Consider the following 19,091-nt stretch of genomic DNA (forward strand, 5'->3'; position numbering starts at 1 on the left):
CTTGCACCGGCAAGCGTGATCCAGCTTTGCTGGACACACCGAGCAGCGTAGGGAGCTACCGCTCCCATTATATCACAAGTATGTAAATAAATCAGCCTTGTAGATTCTATTTTTATTCCACCGTCACGCTTTTTGCAAGGTTTCTTGGCTTGTCAACATCCAGACCCTTGGCAACAGATACATAGTATCCCAGCAGCTGAAGCGGGATCACTGCCAAACTCCCAACAAAGTGCTCGTCCACCTTTGGAACATAGACCGTGAAGTTTACCTGATCTTCGATTTCATACTTGCCATAAGTAGTGAGCCCCATCAGATAAGCACCACGGCTCTTGCACTCAAGCATATTGCTGATAGTTTTTTCATAGAGTTCGCTTTGGGTCAGCACACCGATGACCAATGTTCCCTGCTCAATCAGGCTAATGGTTCCGTGCTTCAGTTCGCCAGCAGCGTATGCTTCGGAATGGATGTAGCTGATTTCTTTCAGTTTCAAGCTGCCTTCCAAGCAGACAGCATAATCAATGCCACGACCTACGAAGAACACATCATGCACATTGGCATACTTCGCTGCAAACCACTGGATGCGTTCCTTGTCTTCCAAAATCTTCTGCATCTTCTCTGGGATAGTCTGCAATTCAGAAATATAGTAGCTGTACTGCTCATCCGTGATTTTGTCTCTGACCTTTGCGAACTGAACCGACAGACAGTACATAGCTGCAAGCTGTGCGCTGTATGCTTTAGTCGTTGCGACAGAAATTTCAGGACCAGCAAGTGTGTAGAACACCTTATCTGCTTCACGAGCAATGCTGCTACCAACCACATTGACAATTGCCATTGTGGTAACGCCTTTTTCCTTCGCCATACGCAATGCTGCCAGTGTATCCGCTGTCTCACCAGACTGGCTGACAACAATCACCAGAGCTTTCTGATTGACCGGTATCTTTCGATAACGGAACTCCGATGCAAGTTCCACACGCACCGGAATGTCTGCCATATCTTCCAACACATACTGAGCGGCCATGCCAACATGCCATGCAGAACCGCAAGCTACAATATAGATCTGCTCGAAATTCTTGATTTCATCCTCAGTTATCTCCACGCTGGACAGGTCGATAGTGCCATTCTTGATTACGGAATTAAGGGTATCTTGAACAGCTTTTGGCTGTTCGTGAATCTCTTTCATCATGAAATGCTCAAAGCCGCCCTTTTCAGCCGCTTCTGCATCCCACTTAATCTCGGTGGTCTGCTTTTCGATTTCATCACCATCAAGATTATAAAAATGAGCCTCACCCGGAGTCAATTTTGCAAACTCAAGATTGCCGATGTAATATACATTACGAGTATATTTCAGAATTGCCGGGACATCCGAAGCCACATAGGTTTCACCATCCGCAATGCCGATGATCATCGGACTGTCCTTACGTGCCACCCAAATCTCACCCGGGTAGTCACGGAACATCAGCTCAAGAGCATAGGAACCACGGACACGCACCATTGTTTTCGCAATAGCATCTATAGGACCGAGGTTGTATTTTTTATAGTAGTAATCAACCAATTTGATAACGACTTCTGTATCTGTCTGGCTGTAGAATGTATATCCATGCTTCAGGAGCTTTTCTTTCAGCTCCGTGTAATTCTCAATGATACCGTTATGTACACCAACGACCTCAGACTCAACTTCCCCAGAGCCAGAGCGAGTACAGTTACCAGAAACGTGAGGATGTGCATTTGTCTGGCTCGGCTCCCCGTGTGTTGCCCAGCGAGTGTGTCCAATACCACAAGTTCCCTTCAACGCATTGCCGTTATCTGTTTTTTCCATCAGATTAGATAAACGGCCTTTTGCTTTCACAACCTGTGCCAAATTCTCTCCATCACGGACAGCCAGTCCAGCTGAGTCATATCCTCTATATTCCAGTTTAGACAGTCCATCTAGCAGGATCGGTGCTGCCTGTCGGTTTCCAGTAAAACCAACAATTCCACACATAGGTTTATCCCTCCCATTATTTATTTCTCTCGCCTATTATATTTTCCTTTTTATAAAAAACGACTCCGGGTAGTTGCCAGAGTCGTCATTGACCTTATACTTTATATCCCTTTTCGCAGATCACCTTGACCACTTCGTCAACATATTTCTGGCAGCTATCGTGGTCAGGTGCTTCCACCATAACACGCACGACCGGCTCCGTGCCGGACTCACGAACCAGAATGCGACCAGTATCACCCAGAGCCTCAGCAACCTTATTTACTACTTCCTGCACAGCAGGATCATTCTGCGCGGCTTTCTTATCGGTCACACGGACATTCTCCAACACCTGTGGATAGATTTTCAACGGTGCCGCCAATTCGCTCATCGGCTTCTTCTTGGCCAGCATCACTTCCAGCATCTTCAGACTGGTCAGGATACCATCACCAGTGCTTGCGTACTTGCTGAAAATGATATGGCCACTCTGCTCGCCGCCGATGCGGCAGCCGTTTTTGGCCATGTACTCATAGACATACTTGTCGCCCACAGCAGTTTTAACATACCCAATACCCTGCTCATCAAATGCTTTATACAGACCAAAGTTTGACATGACCGTAGTAACAACTGTATTATTCAGCAACTTTCCGCGTTCTTTCATATAGCAGCCGTAGATGTACAGGATATGGTCACCCGTGATGACGTTTCCTTTCTCATCTACACACAGGCACCGATCGGCATCACCATCGTAGGCAAACCCAACGTCCAGCCCCTTCTCCACAACAAACTTCTGCAGACCCTCAATATGCGTAGAGCCGGCATTATTGTTGATGTTCAGACCGTTCGGCTTGTTGTTTATGACATAGGTGTCTGCGCCAAGGGCATCGAACACAGACTTTGCAATGTTCCAAGAGCTACCGTTGGCACAATCCAAACCAACTTTAACACCTCTGAAAGAATAGATACCCAGAGAAATCAGATAACCCATGTAACGATTACGGCCTGCCACATAATCTACCGTACAGCCAACATGATCACGACTTGCAAATGGTAGTTCCGGCCAATCCATATCAAACACATGGAGCTTACCGTCAATATAAGCCTCGATCAGCAACAACGTTTCTTCCGGCATCTTCTCACCGTAACCGTCAATCAGCTTGATACCATTATCGTAATATGGGTTGTGGCTGGCAGAAATCATGATGCCACAGTCAAAGTCATCCACACGAGCAATGTAAGCCACAGACGGGGTTGTAGTAACATGGAGCAGATAGGCATCCGCTCCCGAAGCAGTCAGACCAGCGACAAGGCTGTACTCAAACATATAGGAGCTGCGGCGAGTATCCTTGCCGATAACAATACGGGCAGGATTGCCGTCACAATTGCGCTCACGCAATGTGTTATAGTACCAACCTAAGAAACGACCCACCTTATAGGCATGATCAGAAGTTAATGTAATTCCGGCTTCACCACGGAAGCCGTCAGTTCCAAAATACTTACCCATTCTTTATTACCTCTCTTATGCTTCTTCAATCTTAAAAGGGCAAACCTTTAAACATTGATAACAGCGAACACATTTACTGTCATCTATTTGCGGATATTCAAAGCCTTCTTCGTCCTCTACCATAGAAATAGCTTCTTTCGGACAGATGGCATAACAAGCTGTACACCCACAGCATTCTTCTTTTCTTTTATATAGTACTGGTATTTCTTTCAATTCAGTTCCTCCCTAGTACAATCAAACACGAAACACAAAGAGTAATCCATATTCTGTATTACTCTCTGCCCCCCCCCCGATTACTCGAAGCATATTTTTAATTATTTTCTTTACTTTCCTTTTTGCTCTTGTTTTCAAGGAATATTTTATCGGAGCACCATACTTTCCTTCCAGCTCTTCGAAACTCATTGTGTGCATATCATCAAAAAAAGTATCTCTTTGTGACGGCCTTGCACATGACTTGTATTCAGCAGGATTTCCTTTTACACCAACTTCATATGTCACCTCTTTTAATTTCATTTTGCAACTGATGTAGTTAAATATTTCTTTTCCTTTTTGGGTTCGAATCAATACGAGAGAAGTTCCTAACCCATCATTCATCTCTGGAGCGACATCATTAATCCCCCAGAAGTCAGCAACCGTCAAATCAGACAGTTTCTCTCTTTTAGCCACACACTCATAGCATGATGGGCGCAGACAATAATCTCTTAAAAACATCTGCATATAGGGGTCTTTATCTTTAGATATATAAAACTTTTTTACAGAATCTTCTGGAATATTTTCCAAAACTTCCTTCATGCCAAAATCAGTCCAACTTTCATCCTTGCAACGAAAGTTAATCCCTTTCAGTTTTCCACCAGACTTTTTTTCTTGATATTGTGCGTATTCTCTCCACAATGTAGGTGATGGTGCTCCGTGACAAATCACATCCATGCAAATCAAATTATCATAATCTTTTCCAAGAAATCTTCTTAGCCCGTTTACTTGGCAACCTGTTCCTGTAAATAACACAATTTTTCCTGCTTGCAATTCTACCTTAACTTTCTTAAATGTATCCCCAACTTTTGCTTGCAGGTATTTTGATCCACGGAGTTTTATTAGTTCACTTCGATCCGTAACTGCAATAAATTCTGCCGAATAGCAATCCTCAGACATCGCGACACCATAAATAATGCCATTCTTATTAAGCACATACTCTGCCAGAGAAGAAAATACCGCTCCAGAAGAACTGCTCAATCTCACATCTTTATCTTTACTATAACAAGCATATACTTTTTCTGGCTTCACTAGTATATCCTCCTCTTCCAGTACCTTTTATACAAATCCAATATACCGCAACAATTTTTTATGGTTCTTCAATGTCATCTGAGCAAGATGCACTACGATGTAACTAATGAATGATGTCAGTACAAATCGCAATGCCCAATAAGCATACCAGTTTTCACATTCTATAATTCTACCAACAATCATCAGCACTGCCATGTGAATATAGAAAATTCCATATGAGCAATCTCCTATCTTTGATAGCAAGTGACAGCCACTACGATTATTTTCATTTTTCTTTAGAAGCCAGCCAATTATGGTAACAGAATAAAGAAATGAACCAACTGTTATCTGACTCGTATAGAATCCAATATCGAATCCTACTGCTCTCAATCCAACCGCTTCAACGCAACTTAATGCGAGCGCACCTGCCGCCGCATATCCATTGCATTTCAATTTCCATCCACAGCGCACATGAATTCCTAAATAATAAAAGACAAACCATGCTGGGAATAATGTTTCATATAGACGTGGTGAGATACCAACTATATAATTCCAAGCGTACAAATACATTAAGTAAAGCGACGTTACTAACCATAGAATTCTACTGATAACTCCATTTTGTTTTACAGTTTTGACTAGCCAAGGCGTCATCATCGTAAGCTGCATCAAAACGACAATATAGTAAAATGGAGTTGCTGACTTTCCAACAATAAATCGGTAAACAAATCCAAACCAATGAATCTCATTGCCACTGTGTACGATTTTTAATAGCTCAAGTCCACTATACAGTAGCGACCAAATCATAAATGGGATACACAGTCGCCCCCCCCGATAAATTATCCAGTGTTTATAACTGAATTCTTTATCAGACAAGGCATCGACATTCACAAAATAACCGGCCATAAAAACAAATGTAGCAACTGCAAAATTGATGATCTGGCGAAGAACAACGAACTCTGCACCATATCCAGTAGAATAATTAAATCCACCTAAGGAATGAATCAATACAACCGCCAATATACAGATTCCCCGGATGCTTTGCCAATATTCTTTCTTTTCTTTCATCTCTTTATTTCCTTAAGATTTTTCTAATTGGACCCATAACAAGCTGCTTTTCTTCTTCATTCATTCCTAAGAAATACATTGAGAGTCCGTACACAACTGTATAGACAATTGCAAATACTCCCAGTTTAACAAGTCCCGTAATATTGGCAAATTTCATAATGAAAAATCCGACTACACAAGGTGCAATCAATGCCGGGATAAACTTTGCAATCTCTTTCCAAAAATAAATCATGTTCATTCCAATTCGGGCATGATAATACCAGTTCATGAAGATGGCATTGCCCGCAATAAGAGAAATAGCTGTCCCAAGCGCAGCACCAGCTGGTCCCATAAGTTTAATCAGTGGAATGCTGATAAATACGTTGGCAATCGCAATTGCCAAATAGACAACTGCCCTTGCCTTATGCATATTCTTGGCTCTTTGAATCTCAATTCCAAGGTTTTGTATCAGAGGAACTGTAACTGGGACAATTAACAAAAGCGCAACTATATATGAGGCCCCATATTCAGGTCCAGCCCATATTTTCACAAACGGAACGCCAAAAAATACAAATCCCGATAGAATCAGCCCTAAAACCATAAACTGAATACGTCCAACCTTAGTAAAAAGTCTTGTCAGTTGTGCATCATCATTTGATTCAGCTACTATGCGGTTAACCTTGGGAACAAAAACATTTGAAATAGACGACGAAAACTGAAGATACAATGTGTTGATTTGTCCTCCAACACCGTATACAGCAACCGCCGTTGTTCCTGCTAATCTTCCTAACAAGGATTTATCAACACTCCAGTTGATCTGATCGATAATCTGATTTAAAAAAATGAAGAAAGTAAATACCCACATTTCTTTCAACAATCCAATTTGAAGCCCGCGGAACTCAAAGCATATATGTAATTTCTTAAAGCAGTAGAACATATTGGATAGCAATACTGCAAAGGTCAGAAATGTTGTAACGGAAACCATACCAATCGAGCCGTACCCCATAATAAGCAACGGTAGCGTCAAAAATGGGCTGAACAAATTCTGAAGAAGAATCAGCAACTTTTGAAATAGAAATTTTTCATGAGCAGTAATCGAACAGTTAAATACACTGTTCGGGAATGTCATTGCAAGATTAATAATAAGGAGTCCCATTAATATTCTTGCTGTTTCATATTCGCTATCTGTAAGTCCTGTGCCAAAAATGCCACGGATATTTCCAATCATCACAATTCCACAAAGAATGCAAATCACAGAAATCGAACAGAAAATGATCATGAACATACCGTTCAGCTTTGCAACTCCATCTTCGTCCTTTTGTGCTTTATATCTTGAATAGAAACGTAAATAGGAACTACCAAATCCTAGGCTTAATAAGCTCAAATAAGAAACAACTGAATATACAAGTTGGTACAGTCCATATTCACTTTGTCCCAAAAGGTGAAGCATAATTGGAGTGTATACGAGATTTACCAGTATCTTAATTATTTCCCCGGCATAAGATAAAATCACTCCCGCCTTACGCTGATTAATTGTCATATCCTTTTTCCTCAACTAAACATCTTTCTAAATATTCTCTAAAGATTGCTCTCTCATCACGCAATTTTTCAAATATTCCTTCAAAATTAATTTCAAAAGGCGCCGAAGTATCCAATTGGCTAAAACTTCTTGAACGAATCCCCAACTTGCAGTACAGTGTTTGGAACCTACTATTCATATTAAGAGAAGTGCCTCCGCGGTTGCTAACAACGAACGGCTTACGATGTAAAATAGAAAATATTATACCGTGATATGAATCGGTAAAAACGATTTTTGCATTATGGATTAAATATATAAAAGCATCAGGTCCCAGCGTTAGATATTTTTTTTCCTTCATTAAATTAACCATTTTTAATTTATGCGTACTACAAAATGATTTGATTTTTTCATTTTCCTGATTACTTCCCAACATATAAATCAATGCATAATCATCCTGCAACTCAATGTCAGGTTTTTTTTCATATTTATCCCAAAAATCCGCATCAAACATGAGCGTTGGATCTATTAACGTCTCCACTTTTTTCCCGGACAGCATTGAAATCAACTGAGAGCCTGTATACTCTCTCGATGATAAATAACGAAACCCCGTTAAATATTTCTTGTACAATTCGACCTTGTTAGTCGGCACCTCTTCCGCAGCAATACTAGGCGAGAGTGCAATTCGCTTATCTGGTGACGCAAATTGTAAGAACAATGTACTATTTACATCTTCAGAGTACGGTGACCATATTTGATCACTCCCTGCAATATAATAATCAAAGTCCTTTTCAGGAAAAGATGACGCAGTTTTTTCTGCAATAGGTATATCATAGTAGCGTATGTATTTTTCATCAAACCGCAAAAAGTTTTGATGACGCTTTAATAAACAGCAATAGTTTCCACTTAATAATTGTTTCACATTTTTCTTAATATTAAATCCTATTGGATACTCTAATGGAGTCTGTTTTATAGTATAAACATCTTCAAAATAACTATGCAAGATTTCTTGCACTGCAAGATTTTGTAATCGCTGTCCATAATTATCTCCATAAGTAAATGTTAAAATTGCTACTTTCATTCAACAATCACCTTCTTTACACTTCAAACAACACAATGTATAAAAGAATGCCAAAATACATGTACTAGAAAATTCTGTTACTAGTTGCGTATATGTCATTAGTATTAAAAATAAAACTACCATAACTGTTGCAAGAAGATTTGACTTTATATTATCCATTGTAATAAAATAAATCATAAGCAATATCAATGCAACAAACACTATACCACCAAGCATCAAGAAAACGCTCAAGTCATTTTGTCCAAAATGGTAAAATCCAAAAGCACCATTTTGACGCCATGTATAATTACCTAATCCATAGCCTAACATGTGATGGATTGGATCTCCTAATATGTAGACGACAGCTCCTATTCTTTCTGCACTTCCAGTTGCTTTTGCTCCCAAGTCAAGTCCTTCTGTAATTCTCGTCATAATAGACGTTAGAATTTTATTGGTAGCTTCAATTCTAATTAAAACATTGTAGACAACACAAATACTAGCAATTGCAAATATTATATATTTTGCAATTCCTTTTATTTTATCAACAGTTGTCTGGCTCACTCCCCTATAAACATCATACAGTTTATAGATTGCAACAAACAAAGCGATTAGTAGAAAGCAAGTCTTGTTGTCATTTTTTGTAGATATCCAAAGCATGAAAGCAAGCACAATTATATTATATACGCCAAATGCAACCCGATAATTTTTGTTTTTAATTTTCCCATATATATCAATATTTAAAACCGTCATAAACGCGGTATACAGTCCTAGTAATGGCGTTCCATTATAACCAAGAAGTCCACAAATTAGGTCTTCCTTCATAGGATTGACAACACCGTCTGGATGCTTTCCTGCCAAAGCTAGATTTCCTCCGAGTTCTATCATAAGAGCTGGAATATTAACAAAATAATATACATTAAAGAGCCATGCACATTTATAAAAGAACCGTGACAATGTTTCTTTTCGATTGCCAATCAAATAGCCGACAAATACAAACACACAAAGTGATGGAAAAAACAATTTGAAATTCTGCATACCAACAGAAGTGTTATTATAGGCACTATACCAAAAATACACTAATGTTATTAGAAACCAAAAAAATCCCTTTGCAATCTTTCGATATCCCCTAATTCGTGAAATAAATTGAAATAGAAGTAAAAGCAAAAAAATATACGAATATCTCCTTGTAAGGTTCAGCCATCTTATGCCCATAACTTGGACAATCAACATCAAATAGAGTACTTTTTCTAATAAATCTTGTTTTCCTATTTTTAATCTAAATCGCATCTTCTACCCCTCTACTTATTCATCGCTTAGTGCTGAAAATATATGAATTTTCCCACAATATATAGAACAGGGTTTTTAAATACATTATTTTTGTTTTCTTTTAATAAGTTTCTTTCATCAAAAATAAAATCAGATATATCCTGATTCATCCGCATATCAATAATTTTTTTTCCTGTTCGCTGATACTCGTCAACATCTTTTCGGGATTGACCACTTTTGATCCACTCAATACATTTATCTATATCTTCAAAAACAATCCCATTCTTATTGAATAAAGTCATTGCTGCAATATTCCCGCTATTAGGATTAGTTATTACAAAACAGCCTGCAGATGTTGCCTCAAAATATGTATAGCTATATGTTTCTTGACATTTTGACCATTGAAAAACAATATCGATGTTTAAATCTGCAAGCTGTTCCTGCATTGTCTTCGAGGTCTTTTCTCGATAATCAACACGAATTGTCTTTACATCATCATCCTTGTGATATATATTAGAATTTCCCAGATAATAAAATTCATATTGTTCCTTTGATGCTGCATTGACTAGTCTATTCCATTCTGCAAAACCTTTGTGATTGGCCGGCTGACCCATATATGCAATCCGAAGTTTTTTCGCTTTGTTTTTAATCTCGCAATGCTTCCATCCATATATAAGGTGAGAGCGAACAGTGCACCTTACATGAATGTCAAAAACTCTTTTTAAGTTTTCTAGCGTATTCATTGATGGACAAATAAACATATCCAAATTTGATCTTATATCGCAAAAAAAATCAGCAGAGCTTTTATAATTTTTAATTGCCTTATCAAGATAATTGCAATTTCCACAATTTGTCTCACATGGAATTACAATTTTCTTATCGCAGGCAGTTCCAGACTTGCTGCTCCAAAAAACATAAGGACAAACCGATGTAAAATCATGTACAATATATCGAATCGGAAGATTTAATCTATTTAATTGAGTCCCAAGTGTTTGTTTTTCAAAATAGTTCATCTGATTGATTATAACGCCTTGGAAAGCAACGGAATATTTATAGGATATACTATTGAGCACTTTTTCAAGTTTGCATAATTCGAATGTTCCATAGTAACATTCGTTTAGATTAATAGAAACAAATTCTATATTCTTACTTTTAACGATTCTTTTTGCAATGCGATTCAACCTTCTAAGTGGATAAACTTGTACTACAAAATATCCTTTTAATAGCAGCCTTCCCACAATTTCAGATAGAAATTTTTCTGTTCCACCTGTTTCACGCGTATAATCCGAATTGGAAAAGAAAACTATTCCTTGTTTAACACCTTTTGTCATTCAGCTTTTCTTCCTTTTCTTTTTTCTTCATTATGAACAAATACACGTCCATAAAGCACTCCATTTATTTTGATACAGTCGAAATTTTAAGACATATATAAAACGATCAATCTTACGTTTTTTTTCAAAAGAAACAGCACCATCTATTAGTTCCTGATAATCAGTTCCAATCGCATCAATACAACTACAACATGCTAATTGTCTTATTCGTTGATATAATCCACTTCGGGTAATTTCCATCTGTCTTCCCGAAATAACTCTACTACAGATTTCTCGAATTCTTGAAGAACGAGTTATATGCTTTGCTCCAAGCGTATTGGTCCCATGCTGACGGTATAATGCTAACGGCTCATCTAGATATTCGATTTTTCCGATAACACTTGCTATTAACATTACCCACCAATCATGCATAATTATATTATTTGTATCCTCAACCACTGATGCCTTCGCTAACGTGTTATTGATAATCATTGTACATCCCGCTGCATACCCTTTCATAACAGCACGATCTATTGTGATTTCATCAACTGATAGAGCATTATACTTTATAAAAGACGAAGCAATCTCTTTTAGATTTTCGTCAACGACCTTCATATCACAATATACGAGCGCTGACACGGCTGGATTATCACTTTCCAGTTTTTTTATTGCTTCCACCGATTTTTCAATCTTGTTCGGTAACCAAACATCATCCTGATCACAAAACATACAATACTTAAATTGGACTCCAATTTTCTTCAACATATAAAGAAAATTACTTTTGGCACCACCACACGTTCCTGATTTAAGTCTTATGAAATTATCGTTGACTTTGCAGAATTCATCTATGATTTTGCAAGTCGAATCCGTTGAGCCATCGTCGTGTATATAGCAAACAAACTCACTATAGGTTTGATTCTTTATTGACTCCAACATCTCTAAGACATACTTTTCACCATTGTATGTCGCCATAAGCACACAAACTTTACTGTCCATTTTTCCCCCTTATAGTAAATTCAGAAGTACGCGGATTCTATATGAACGCACAGCATTCTTGTCCATGCCTTTCATCTCACCGATCTCCATAATTTTCCATTTACCGATAATGCTTTTTTTGTAGTTACTCATATACATTAAATAATCCATGTCGTCTCTCTGAATCTGCTTTTCACTGGCAATTAACTCTTCCGCTACAATTGACATAGAGTGCTTACTGCTATTTTTCCAATTCCATAATACAGTTTTTAGTTTTTGAACGCCGGTTTTATTGTTCTTTGCCACAACATTATTAGAATGAACTCGATATCCAAAATGAGGCTCCATATCCCAGTAAATTGAGCCTTCGCAGTTTGCATACAACATAACAATCAAATCATGCATAGGAATGCAACTTATGTTTGCAGTCCTAATACGTTGGCACAATGTATCAGAAAAAATCATAGAACATCCTTGAGTACAACCCGAGACAAACAATTTCCGAATAGTCATATTAGGTGTTCTGTTAGTTCGACATTCTTTAATAACTGTGCCGTTCTCATCTATGATGCGGCAGTTACAAGCATACAAATACGTATTACCCTTAAGGTGCTCAATTCCCTTTTCGATTTTATTAGCATCCCAAATGTCATCCTGATCGCAAAAAGCATAATAGTCGGCTTGAATTTCAGGATTCATCAATAACATCCAGAAACTCATTGCCGGACCTGCATTTTTTTCTTTATATAAAACTATCTTTATTTTCTTCTTCCAATTTTCAATGATATCAAAAGTATTATCTGTACTACCATCATCTCTGATGTAAACTGTCATTTCGTCAGCAACTGTCTGATTTGCTAGACTTTCCAACTGCTTATCCAAAAAAAGGTGTCCATTATATGTTGACATTAAAACCGCAATTCTCATAAGACCTCCGTAAAACCAAAATTCATTTTACAGTGTGTTCAGAATTTCGGTTATATCTATATATTTACTTTTTCCAAAAGGCTCATATGATGCCATTATCACATTATTCTTTGGGAACTGATGAATGATTGTATATCTTCCATCTTCATTCGGCCAATGTTTACATGTGAAAAATAATTTATTTTTGAATGGAAACGACATAAACTTTTCTACTTCAGTTTCTGTACAGCCATTTTGATCATTAAATTTGACAAGTATCTTATTCCAATTAATTCTGTTAATACGGCGTTCCCATTTATCTCTAGCTTCTTGTTCACTGTGATAATGCAGAAAGAAAATTTCTATTGTATTCTTTCCATTAGATAGCACACCAACTGGATAATGTCCAAATCTTTTATCACCGGATACTTCCGTCATTTCTTTCCACCGAGATTCTTCTGGTTTAATAAAGACAAGCTTACCACCAATATAGCCTTTTAAATCAGACAAAAATTCAATGTAATCTTTTGCGATAAAAAACATACCAACTGTCGGTGAGCCTTTCGGCAAATCATATGCTTCATATACAGTCCCACCCCAGCAGTTATTGGATATTATTGTGAAATCCTTTGTTTTTAAGTATGTGCTTCTCTTTTTGCAGGTAAGTGGGATATATATTTTGTTTCTAAATTTAAGTCTTACCCCTTCGATTGATGGCATTACTATTTGTCACCTCTTTCAAAATACTGCTGCAACTTCTGAGCATTTTCTTGCAAATCATACCCTATTTCTTTCGCTGCTGAAATTGCTTTTTCAGAAGCATCTACTCGATTATTCGATATGGTTCTACTTTCCAAAATGGCATTTTTCCAGTTCTCAGCACTATCAATTGGCAAAAATCTCACTGTATCCGTAAACACACATTCTTTGGTGATTTTATCTGACAAGATACAAGGCAATCCCATCATTTGCCATTCAACAGCAACCAATGGAAGTCCTTCATGCAAAGACGGAAGAAGCATTAAGTCCATAGCCTGTAACATATCTGGAACATTTTGAATCGATCCTGTAAATACTATGTACTGACTCAATCCTCTATCATTAGCCATTTGCATAATACTTTTACGAGTCGTTCCATCGCCCATCAGGTATAGTTTTAAATTGCGTTCTACTTTTAATAGCCGATCCAAAACGTCCAACAAAAAGACCTGATTTTTCTGCGCATTAAAGTTTCCCACATGGCCAAGAACTAGCGTTTGGGCTGAAAGGCCCAATTTTTCTCTCATATAATCTCTTTTTTCAGAACAAAAAGCATATACTTTTGTATTTCTTCCATTTTTTATAATGTCAAAAGGTCGATTTCCATAAAGCCATTGGCCTGCTTCGTATCCACATGCCAATGCAACAGTATAATTTCTATAAAATATTGGCCGCAACAATTTATCTGCCATCTTATGGTCGCATGTGGTATTATGCGAGTGTACTACACGGATTTTACATCCGCACATTCTCGCTATGATAAGTTCTATGCTTAAAATCGCACTACTTCCATGGAGATAAACCGCATCATACTTTTCTTCTTTCATAAGTTTTACTAATGCAGTTATATACTGGACAACACTAATTTTTCTCGAAGGGAGGCACTTAATATTTACGCCAATATTTTGAAACTCAGAGATTAATTGATAACTATAATCTCCAGAAGCAATCATATCTAACTGAAATTTTTTCTTATCAAACAGAGCATAATTATCCAAGATAACTGTGGATATACCTTCCTTTTTTCCTAGACCGGAAGTTGATAATGTAAGTATCTTAATTTTCTTCACTTATGCTCCCCCTCGTTGTATATGATTTATTTTTTCTGCGGCAATGTTAGCCAACTGCCCATTATTTCATCCCATTTTGAAGGTTTGAACGGCATAAACCCACTAAAATGGTAAAAAGTAAGTTCCCCAAAATAAAGGTGTCCATCAACTTCATAAAAGTCGACTCTAACATGCGGAAAATCTTTAGATAGCACCTTGGAAAACTCTATCATTTTCTCGAATGTTACAGGCTTTCTTAGTGGAGCCTCGGCATTTGGATATTTTTGCACAATATTCAAATGATTAAACTCTAAATCATAATAATCAAATTTCGTTGCATTTTTGATTCTATCAGATGCAACAAACATAAGTTTCGGCTGACCATTAAAGCAAAAAAACTTATAATCACGCAATTCACCATCCACATGGTCTTCAAGATATGGTTCTGCAATGATTCGCGGCTCAACATTTTTATATGGCCACTCTCGACCAATATAATAAAAGTTCTGTTTAAGCGCTGCTTCAATTTTTTCTTTTGCCTTTTGAATGTCGAGCGTACTTTTATCTTTTACGATTACAAGTCCTTCTGAATCATGTGTACACTTCAATACAAACTGATTTGGAAGCCGATCAAAATCTATATCATCAAACCTGTCCCACACACCAAGAGTCGGTATTGTGTACCCCCCCCCCAGAATTTCGTCTACATACTTTTTCACTTCGTATTTATCCACAAGGGTAGTGTATAATGGATTGCGGTCGTGTATCTTCAGCCAGTTCAATTTTTCGTTATATGTCCCAGGTTTCTTAAGATTTGCAAACTTCTTAAAATGCGCAAAATAATTCAACTGGATATACATTGCATCCGGCATAAATCGTAATGCATATCTTATTTTCTTGGCCAATTTATTGCTACTCATAATCACCAATTCTCCTGAATAAATTTATCAATCATATTTACAATTGCCATTGGGTCTTTATTCACCCATGGAACCAACTCATCTGTTCCCTCATAAATTTTCTGAAAGCATTCCCCCAGATTATTAAGTTCCAGATCTGCCATTAGAACATAACGATTAAGGTTGAATGCCTCGTTGTTTTGAATCTGGTGATCATTGATATGTTCTCCGTATTTCGCAAGACGAGTTACAGCAATGACTTTTTTGCCCGCATTTAAGGCTTTCATAATCGAGCCGGATGCACCATGTGAAACCACAATATCCGCCTCTTTTACCTTTTCCAAGAATTCCTCTTGTGAAATAAAGTCTTTATACTCATAATGTTTTGGCTTGTATGTAGATGTGCCAATCTGTGCAAACATCGCGTCCGTCAACACACCCTTTTCATATAGCTCATCTAATTTTTTAAATAAACGGTCAAAAGGATAATTTCTTGACCCGACTGTCACAAAGATCATTAGTATAAACAACCTCCATAAATTGCTTTTTTATAGAATTTTTTCTGTGTTTCCCACTGAACAATAAATAAATCCGCGTGCTTTTCCATCTTTTTGCCCGCCACAGTTGGCATATTTGCTCGACCGAATGTTTCAATAAACACAAATTTTTTGTGGAACAACACGGCTAAAAGGTAAAATGGATACGCCACCATTGTTCCAGTTGTGATAACAAAGTCCGGTCTTTCTTTTGCCCAGATGTAAAGAGTATAAATCGAATTCCACAGCATCTTAGGAACCATAAATTTATCCTTTAAATCTGTTTGCTTCATAAAATACTTACCGAGTGGCGCATCAAATTGAGTTTTCTCTGTAACGAAAAAACCTTCATACTTTTTAGCAAGCGGTTCCAATTTCTGAAGTTGTTCCCAATGTCCGCCCGAAGATGATACAAAGCACAGTCTTGGTTTTCTATTATGTTTCATTGATTTTTCCTCAAAATTTAAAAGTATCTTTCAGCCCCAGCCATTTCTGATCCTTATCGCTCAAATTCAATACTGTACCATCTTCCAGTGTGTAACCTTCTGCGCTTGCACTGCCATTGTATTCGCCCTGTACTTCCGGCCACTCAATGCCGATCTCAGGGTCATTCCAAGCCATTCCGCCTTCATCATTCGGATGCCAGAAGTCGTTGACCTTATAGCAGAATTCTGCCTCATCGCTCAGCACCAGGAATCCATGTGCAAAGCCCTCCGGGATAAGGAACTGCTTCTTGTTTTTAGCAGACAGCGTCACGCCATACCACTTGCCATAGGTTTCCGAGTTGCTTCTCAGGTCAACAGCAACATCGAACACAGTGCCACGCACCGCACGAACCAGCTTGCACTGCGGATACTGTTTCTGGAAATGCAGACCGCGCAGAACGCCCTTTGTGGACATAGACTGATTATCCTGAACAAAGTGAACGTCAATGCCTGCTTCCTTCATATCTATTTCGTTATAGGTTTCCATAAAATAGCCACGCGCATCGCCGTGAATCGCAGGCTCAATTACGCAAAGCCCTTCAATACCGCCTACATTTTTCTCAACTTTAATCTGTCCCATTTTCTTTACTCCTCAATTTCTTTCAGATAGCGGCTCAGTGCATCCTGCCAAGTCGGAAGCGGAGTAAATCCAGCTTCCAGCAGCTTGCTTTTGTCCAAACGGCTGTTGAACGGACGAGCTGCCTTACTCAGACCGTACTCTGCCGTAGTGACGGGAACCGCTTCTGTCTTATATCCAGCCTGACGATAGATTTCTTTCGTGAAATCATACCAGCTAATATAGCCGCCCTCGTTGGTTGCATGATAATAGCCGTATTTTTCGGTTTCGTTCATATCGACCAACAGCCGAGCCAAATCATATGTATAGGTCGGTGTGCCGATCTGGTCGTTGACCACACGCACGATATCGTGAGTCTTACCAACATTCAGCATCGTTTTAATAAAGTTCTTGCCGTTCAGCCCAAACACCCAAGCAATGCGGACGATGAAATACTTCTCCAGTGTCTGGCTGACTGCCAACTCACCTTCCAGCTTTGTCTGACCGTATACATTCAAAGGCTTATAATCCTTGCAATCTGGCTGCCAGGGCTCTGTGCCCTGACCATCAAACACATAGTCCGTGCTGATATAGGTCATCTTACAATCCAGTTTCTTGCATACATTTGCAATATTCTGCGTGCCGCCTGCATTGATAGCACGAACCTTCGCTACTTTATCATCATCCTCTGCCATGTCCACAGCAGTCCATGCTGCACAATGGATCACGGCATCCGGATTTACTTCTGTAATTACTTTTTCAACAGCGTCCTTATCAGTAATATCCAGTGCTATATATGGAGCCTTCGTCACCGCAGAATCATCAGCAACACCACTGTAGTTTTCCTGAATATCAGAACCAACACCTTCATGACCGCGCTTCAGCAGCTCATTCATCACATCATGGCCCAACTGACCGCCAACGCCTGTTACAAAAAACTTCATGTTCTTTCCTCCTCTGGCTTTTAGCGGTTGCTGTACATTTTCTCGTAGTAGTTCTGATACTCACCGCTGATGATGGTCTCCCACCACTCACGATTATCGAGATACCACTGGATGGTCTTTTTAATGCCGTCCTCAAACTTGGTCTCCGGCAACCAGCCCAGCTCATTGTGAATCTTGGTCGGATCAATAGCATAACGCATATCATGGCCCTTACGATCGCCAACGTGAGTGATCAGGCTCTCCGGCTTGCCCAGTTCCTTACAGATGATTTTCACAATCTCGATGTTCTGCTTCTCGTTGTGACCGCCGACATTGTAAACTTCGCCCACACGACCCTTGTGAATAATCAAATCAATGGCCTTGCAGTGGTCTTCCACGTACAGCCAGTCACGGACATTCAGACCTTCGCCGTAAACAGGCAGCGGCTTGTCAGCCAGAGCATTAGCGATCATCAGCGGAATCAGCTTCTCCGGGAAGTGATACGGACCATAGTTATTAGAGCAACGGGAAATGGTCACAGGGAGACCGTAGGTCCGGTGGTAAGCCAGAACCAGCAGGTCTGCTGCAGCCTTGGAGCTGCTGTACGGAGAGCTGGTATGAATCGGGGTCTCCTCGGTGAAGAACAGGTCAGGACGATCCAACGGCAGGTCACCGTAAACCTCATCCGTAGAAACCTGATGGTAACGCTGGATGCCATACTTACGGCAAGCATCCATCAGTACACTGGTACCGATGATGTTAGTCTGGAGGAAGATGCCAGGATCTTCGATAGAACGGTCAACATGAGATTCTGCCGCAAAGTTCACCACGATGTCCGGATGTTCTTCTTCAAACAGTTTATTCACAGCTTCGCGATCACAGATATCAGCCTTTACGAAGCGGAAGTTCGGATTATCCATAACAGGTGCCAGCGTAGACAGGTTACCCGCGTAGGTCAGCTTATCCAGGCAGATGATCCGGTAATCCGGATACTTCTTCAGCATATGAAAAATAAAGTTACTACCAATAAATCCAGCACCGCCAGTTACAATAATATTCATGATTGATCTCCTCTACTTGTGTGTT

Annotated in this window: 19 protein-coding genes; all 19 read right to left on the reverse strand. The window is 39.0% G+C overall.

Annotation, left to right across the window (positions count from 1 at the left end; genetic code table 11):
* Positions 1–112 precede the first annotated feature (112 nt).
* Positions 113–1,981, reverse strand: a complete 1,869-nt coding sequence (glmS, locus tag AC04Q4_RS04580) for a glutamine--fructose-6-phosphate transaminase (isomerizing) (protein ID WP_476388590.1) — start codon at positions 1,979–1,981, stop codon at positions 113–115.
* A 94-nt stretch (positions 1,982–2,075) separates the two neighbouring features.
* Positions 2,076–3,461 carry a phosphoglucosamine mutase gene (glmM, locus tag AC04Q4_RS04585; RefSeq protein ID WP_173737290.1) on the reverse strand — a complete coding sequence of 462 codons (1,386 nt, stop codon included), beginning with the start codon at positions 3,459–3,461 and terminating at the stop codon, positions 2,076–2,078.
* Positions 3,462–3,476: 15 nt separating this feature from the next.
* Positions 3,477–3,674, reverse strand: coding sequence for a 4Fe-4S dicluster domain-containing protein (locus AC04Q4_RS04590; protein ID WP_173737289.1), 198 nt, complete (start codon positions 3,672–3,674; stop codon positions 3,477–3,479).
* 21 nt (positions 3,675–3,695) lie between these two features.
* Complete coding sequence (locus AC04Q4_RS04595) at positions 3,696–4,742, reverse strand: Coenzyme F420 hydrogenase/dehydrogenase, beta subunit C-terminal domain (RefSeq protein ID WP_476388591.1); 1,047 nt, start codon at positions 4,740–4,742, stop codon at positions 3,696–3,698.
* Between the two features lie 27 nt (positions 4,743–4,769).
* Entirely contained in the window at positions 4,770–5,786 is a 1,017-nt protein-coding gene (locus AC04Q4_RS04600) for an acyltransferase (protein WP_173737288.1), read from the reverse strand.
* Between the two features lie 4 nt (positions 5,787–5,790).
* Positions 5,791–7,305: an oligosaccharide flippase family protein gene (locus AC04Q4_RS04605; protein WP_476388592.1), complete on the reverse strand. Its 1,515-nt coding sequence runs from the start codon at positions 7,303–7,305 to the stop codon at positions 5,791–5,793.
* Positions 7,295–8,362 carry a polysaccharide pyruvyl transferase family protein gene (locus AC04Q4_RS04610; RefSeq protein ID WP_173737286.1) on the reverse strand — a complete coding sequence of 356 codons (1,068 nt, stop codon included), beginning with the start codon at positions 8,360–8,362 and terminating at the stop codon, positions 7,295–7,297. The genes AC04Q4_RS04605 and AC04Q4_RS04610 overlap by 11 nt, the downstream gene beginning before the upstream one ends.
* Complete coding sequence (locus tag AC04Q4_RS04615; protein ID WP_173737285.1) at positions 8,363–9,628, reverse strand: PEX28-32 family peroxisomal membrane protein; 1,266 nt, start codon at positions 9,626–9,628, stop codon at positions 8,363–8,365. It abuts the gene before it with no gap.
* Positions 9,629–9,654: 26 nt separating this feature from the next.
* Positions 9,655–10,938, reverse strand: coding sequence for a glycosyltransferase family protein (locus tag AC04Q4_RS04620; protein ID WP_476388593.1), 1,284 nt, complete (start codon positions 10,936–10,938; stop codon positions 9,655–9,657).
* Positions 10,939–10,968: 30 nt separating this feature from the next.
* Positions 10,969–11,913 carry a glycosyltransferase family 2 protein gene (locus tag AC04Q4_RS04625; RefSeq protein WP_173737283.1) on the reverse strand — a complete coding sequence of 315 codons (945 nt, stop codon included), beginning with the start codon at positions 11,911–11,913 and terminating at the stop codon, positions 10,969–10,971.
* Positions 11,914–11,922: 9 nt separating this feature from the next.
* The gene (locus AC04Q4_RS04630; protein ID WP_173737282.1) at positions 11,923–12,819 is read right to left on the reverse strand and encodes a glycosyltransferase; all 897 of its coding nucleotides are present in this window, start codon (positions 12,817–12,819) and stop codon (positions 11,923–11,925) included.
* Positions 12,820–12,846: 27 nt separating this feature from the next.
* Entirely contained in the window at positions 12,847–13,518 is a 672-nt protein-coding gene (locus tag AC04Q4_RS04635; protein ID WP_173737281.1) for a DUF1919 domain-containing protein, read from the reverse strand.
* A 2-nt stretch (positions 13,519–13,520) separates the two neighbouring features.
* Positions 13,521–14,627: a glycosyltransferase family 1 protein gene (locus tag AC04Q4_RS04640; RefSeq protein ID WP_173737280.1), complete on the reverse strand. Its 1,107-nt coding sequence runs from the start codon at positions 14,625–14,627 to the stop codon at positions 13,521–13,523.
* A gap of 26 nt (positions 14,628–14,653) precedes the next feature.
* Positions 14,654–15,526 carry an ATP-grasp fold amidoligase family protein gene (locus AC04Q4_RS04645; protein ID WP_476388594.1) on the reverse strand — a complete coding sequence of 291 codons (873 nt, stop codon included), beginning with the start codon at positions 15,524–15,526 and terminating at the stop codon, positions 14,654–14,656.
* 2 nt (positions 15,527–15,528) lie between these two features.
* Complete coding sequence (locus tag AC04Q4_RS04650) at positions 15,529–16,023, reverse strand: glycosyltransferase (RefSeq protein ID WP_173737279.1); 495 nt, start codon at positions 16,021–16,023, stop codon at positions 15,529–15,531.
* The gene (gene pssD / locus AC04Q4_RS04655; RefSeq protein ID WP_173737278.1) at positions 16,023–16,487 is read right to left on the reverse strand and encodes a PssD/Cps14F family polysaccharide biosynthesis glycosyltransferase; all 465 of its coding nucleotides are present in this window, start codon (positions 16,485–16,487) and stop codon (positions 16,023–16,025) included. The genes AC04Q4_RS04650 and pssD overlap by 1 nt, the downstream gene beginning before the upstream one ends.
* A gap of 10 nt (positions 16,488–16,497) precedes the next feature.
* A complete protein-coding gene (gene rfbC, locus AC04Q4_RS04660; RefSeq protein ID WP_173737277.1) occupies positions 16,498–17,106 on the reverse strand; it encodes a dTDP-4-dehydrorhamnose 3,5-epimerase in 609 nt (202 codons plus the stop codon).
* Between the two features lie 5 nt (positions 17,107–17,111).
* Positions 17,112–18,026, reverse strand: a complete 915-nt coding sequence (gene rfbD, locus AC04Q4_RS04665; RefSeq protein ID WP_173737276.1) for a dTDP-4-dehydrorhamnose reductase — start codon at positions 18,024–18,026, stop codon at positions 17,112–17,114.
* Positions 18,027–18,046: 20 nt separating this feature from the next.
* Entirely contained in the window at positions 18,047–19,066 is a 1,020-nt protein-coding gene (gene rfbB / locus AC04Q4_RS04670) for a dTDP-glucose 4,6-dehydratase (protein WP_476388595.1), read from the reverse strand.
* Positions 19,067–19,091 lie beyond the last annotated feature (25 nt).

It is taken from the genome of Blautia sp. HA8986 (genome assembly GCF_056504635.1).

Excerpts from the sequence above, each read along its gene's own strand:
- AC04Q4_RS04610 (WP_173737286.1), bottom strand. The coding sequence starts at position 8,362 with ATGAAAGTAGCAATTTTAACATTTACTTATGGAGATAATTATGGACAG.
- rfbB (WP_476388595.1), bottom strand. The coding sequence starts at position 19,066 with ATGAATATTATTGTAACTGGCGGTGCTGGATTTATTGGTAGTAACTTT.
- AC04Q4_RS04605 (WP_476388592.1), bottom strand. The coding sequence starts at position 7,305 with ATGACAATTAATCAGCGTAAGGCGGGAGTGATTTTATCTTATGCCGGG.
- AC04Q4_RS04620 (WP_476388593.1), bottom strand. The coding sequence starts at position 10,938 with ATGACAAAAGGTGTTAAACAAGGAATAGTTTTCTTTTCCAATTCGGAT.
- AC04Q4_RS04625 (WP_173737283.1), bottom strand. The coding sequence starts at position 11,913 with ATGGACAGTAAAGTTTGTGTGCTTATGGCGACATACAATGGTGAAAAG.
- glmM (WP_173737290.1), bottom strand. The coding sequence starts at position 3,461 with ATGGGTAAGTATTTTGGAACTGACGGCTTCCGTGGTGAAGCCGGAATT.
- pssD (WP_173737278.1), bottom strand. The coding sequence starts at position 16,487 with ATGAAACATAATAGAAAACCAAGACTGTGCTTTGTATCATCTTCGGGC.
- rfbC (WP_173737277.1), bottom strand. The coding sequence starts at position 17,106 with ATGGGACAGATTAAAGTTGAGAAAAATGTAGGCGGTATTGAAGGGCTT.
- AC04Q4_RS04635 (WP_173737281.1), bottom strand. The coding sequence starts at position 13,518 with ATGCCATCAATCGAAGGGGTAAGACTTAAATTTAGAAACAAAATATAT.
- AC04Q4_RS04600 (WP_173737288.1), bottom strand. The coding sequence starts at position 5,786 with ATGAAAGAAAAGAAAGAATATTGGCAAAGCATCCGGGGAATCTGTATA.
- rfbD (WP_173737276.1), bottom strand. The coding sequence starts at position 18,026 with ATGAAGTTTTTTGTAACAGGCGTTGGCGGTCAGTTGGGCCATGATGTG.
- AC04Q4_RS04650 (WP_173737279.1), bottom strand. The coding sequence starts at position 16,023 with ATGATCTTTGTGACAGTCGGGTCAAGAAATTATCCTTTTGACCGTTTA.
- AC04Q4_RS04645 (WP_476388594.1), bottom strand. The coding sequence starts at position 15,526 with ATGAGTAGCAATAAATTGGCCAAGAAAATAAGATATGCATTACGATTT.
- AC04Q4_RS04630 (WP_173737282.1), bottom strand. The coding sequence starts at position 12,819 with ATGAGAATTGCGGTTTTAATGTCAACATATAATGGACACCTTTTTTTG.
- glmS (WP_476388590.1), bottom strand. The coding sequence starts at position 1,981 with ATGTGTGGAATTGTTGGTTTTACTGGAAACCGACAGGCAGCACCGATC.
- AC04Q4_RS04615 (WP_173737285.1), bottom strand. The coding sequence starts at position 9,628 with ATGCGATTTAGATTAAAAATAGGAAAACAAGATTTATTAGAAAAAGTA.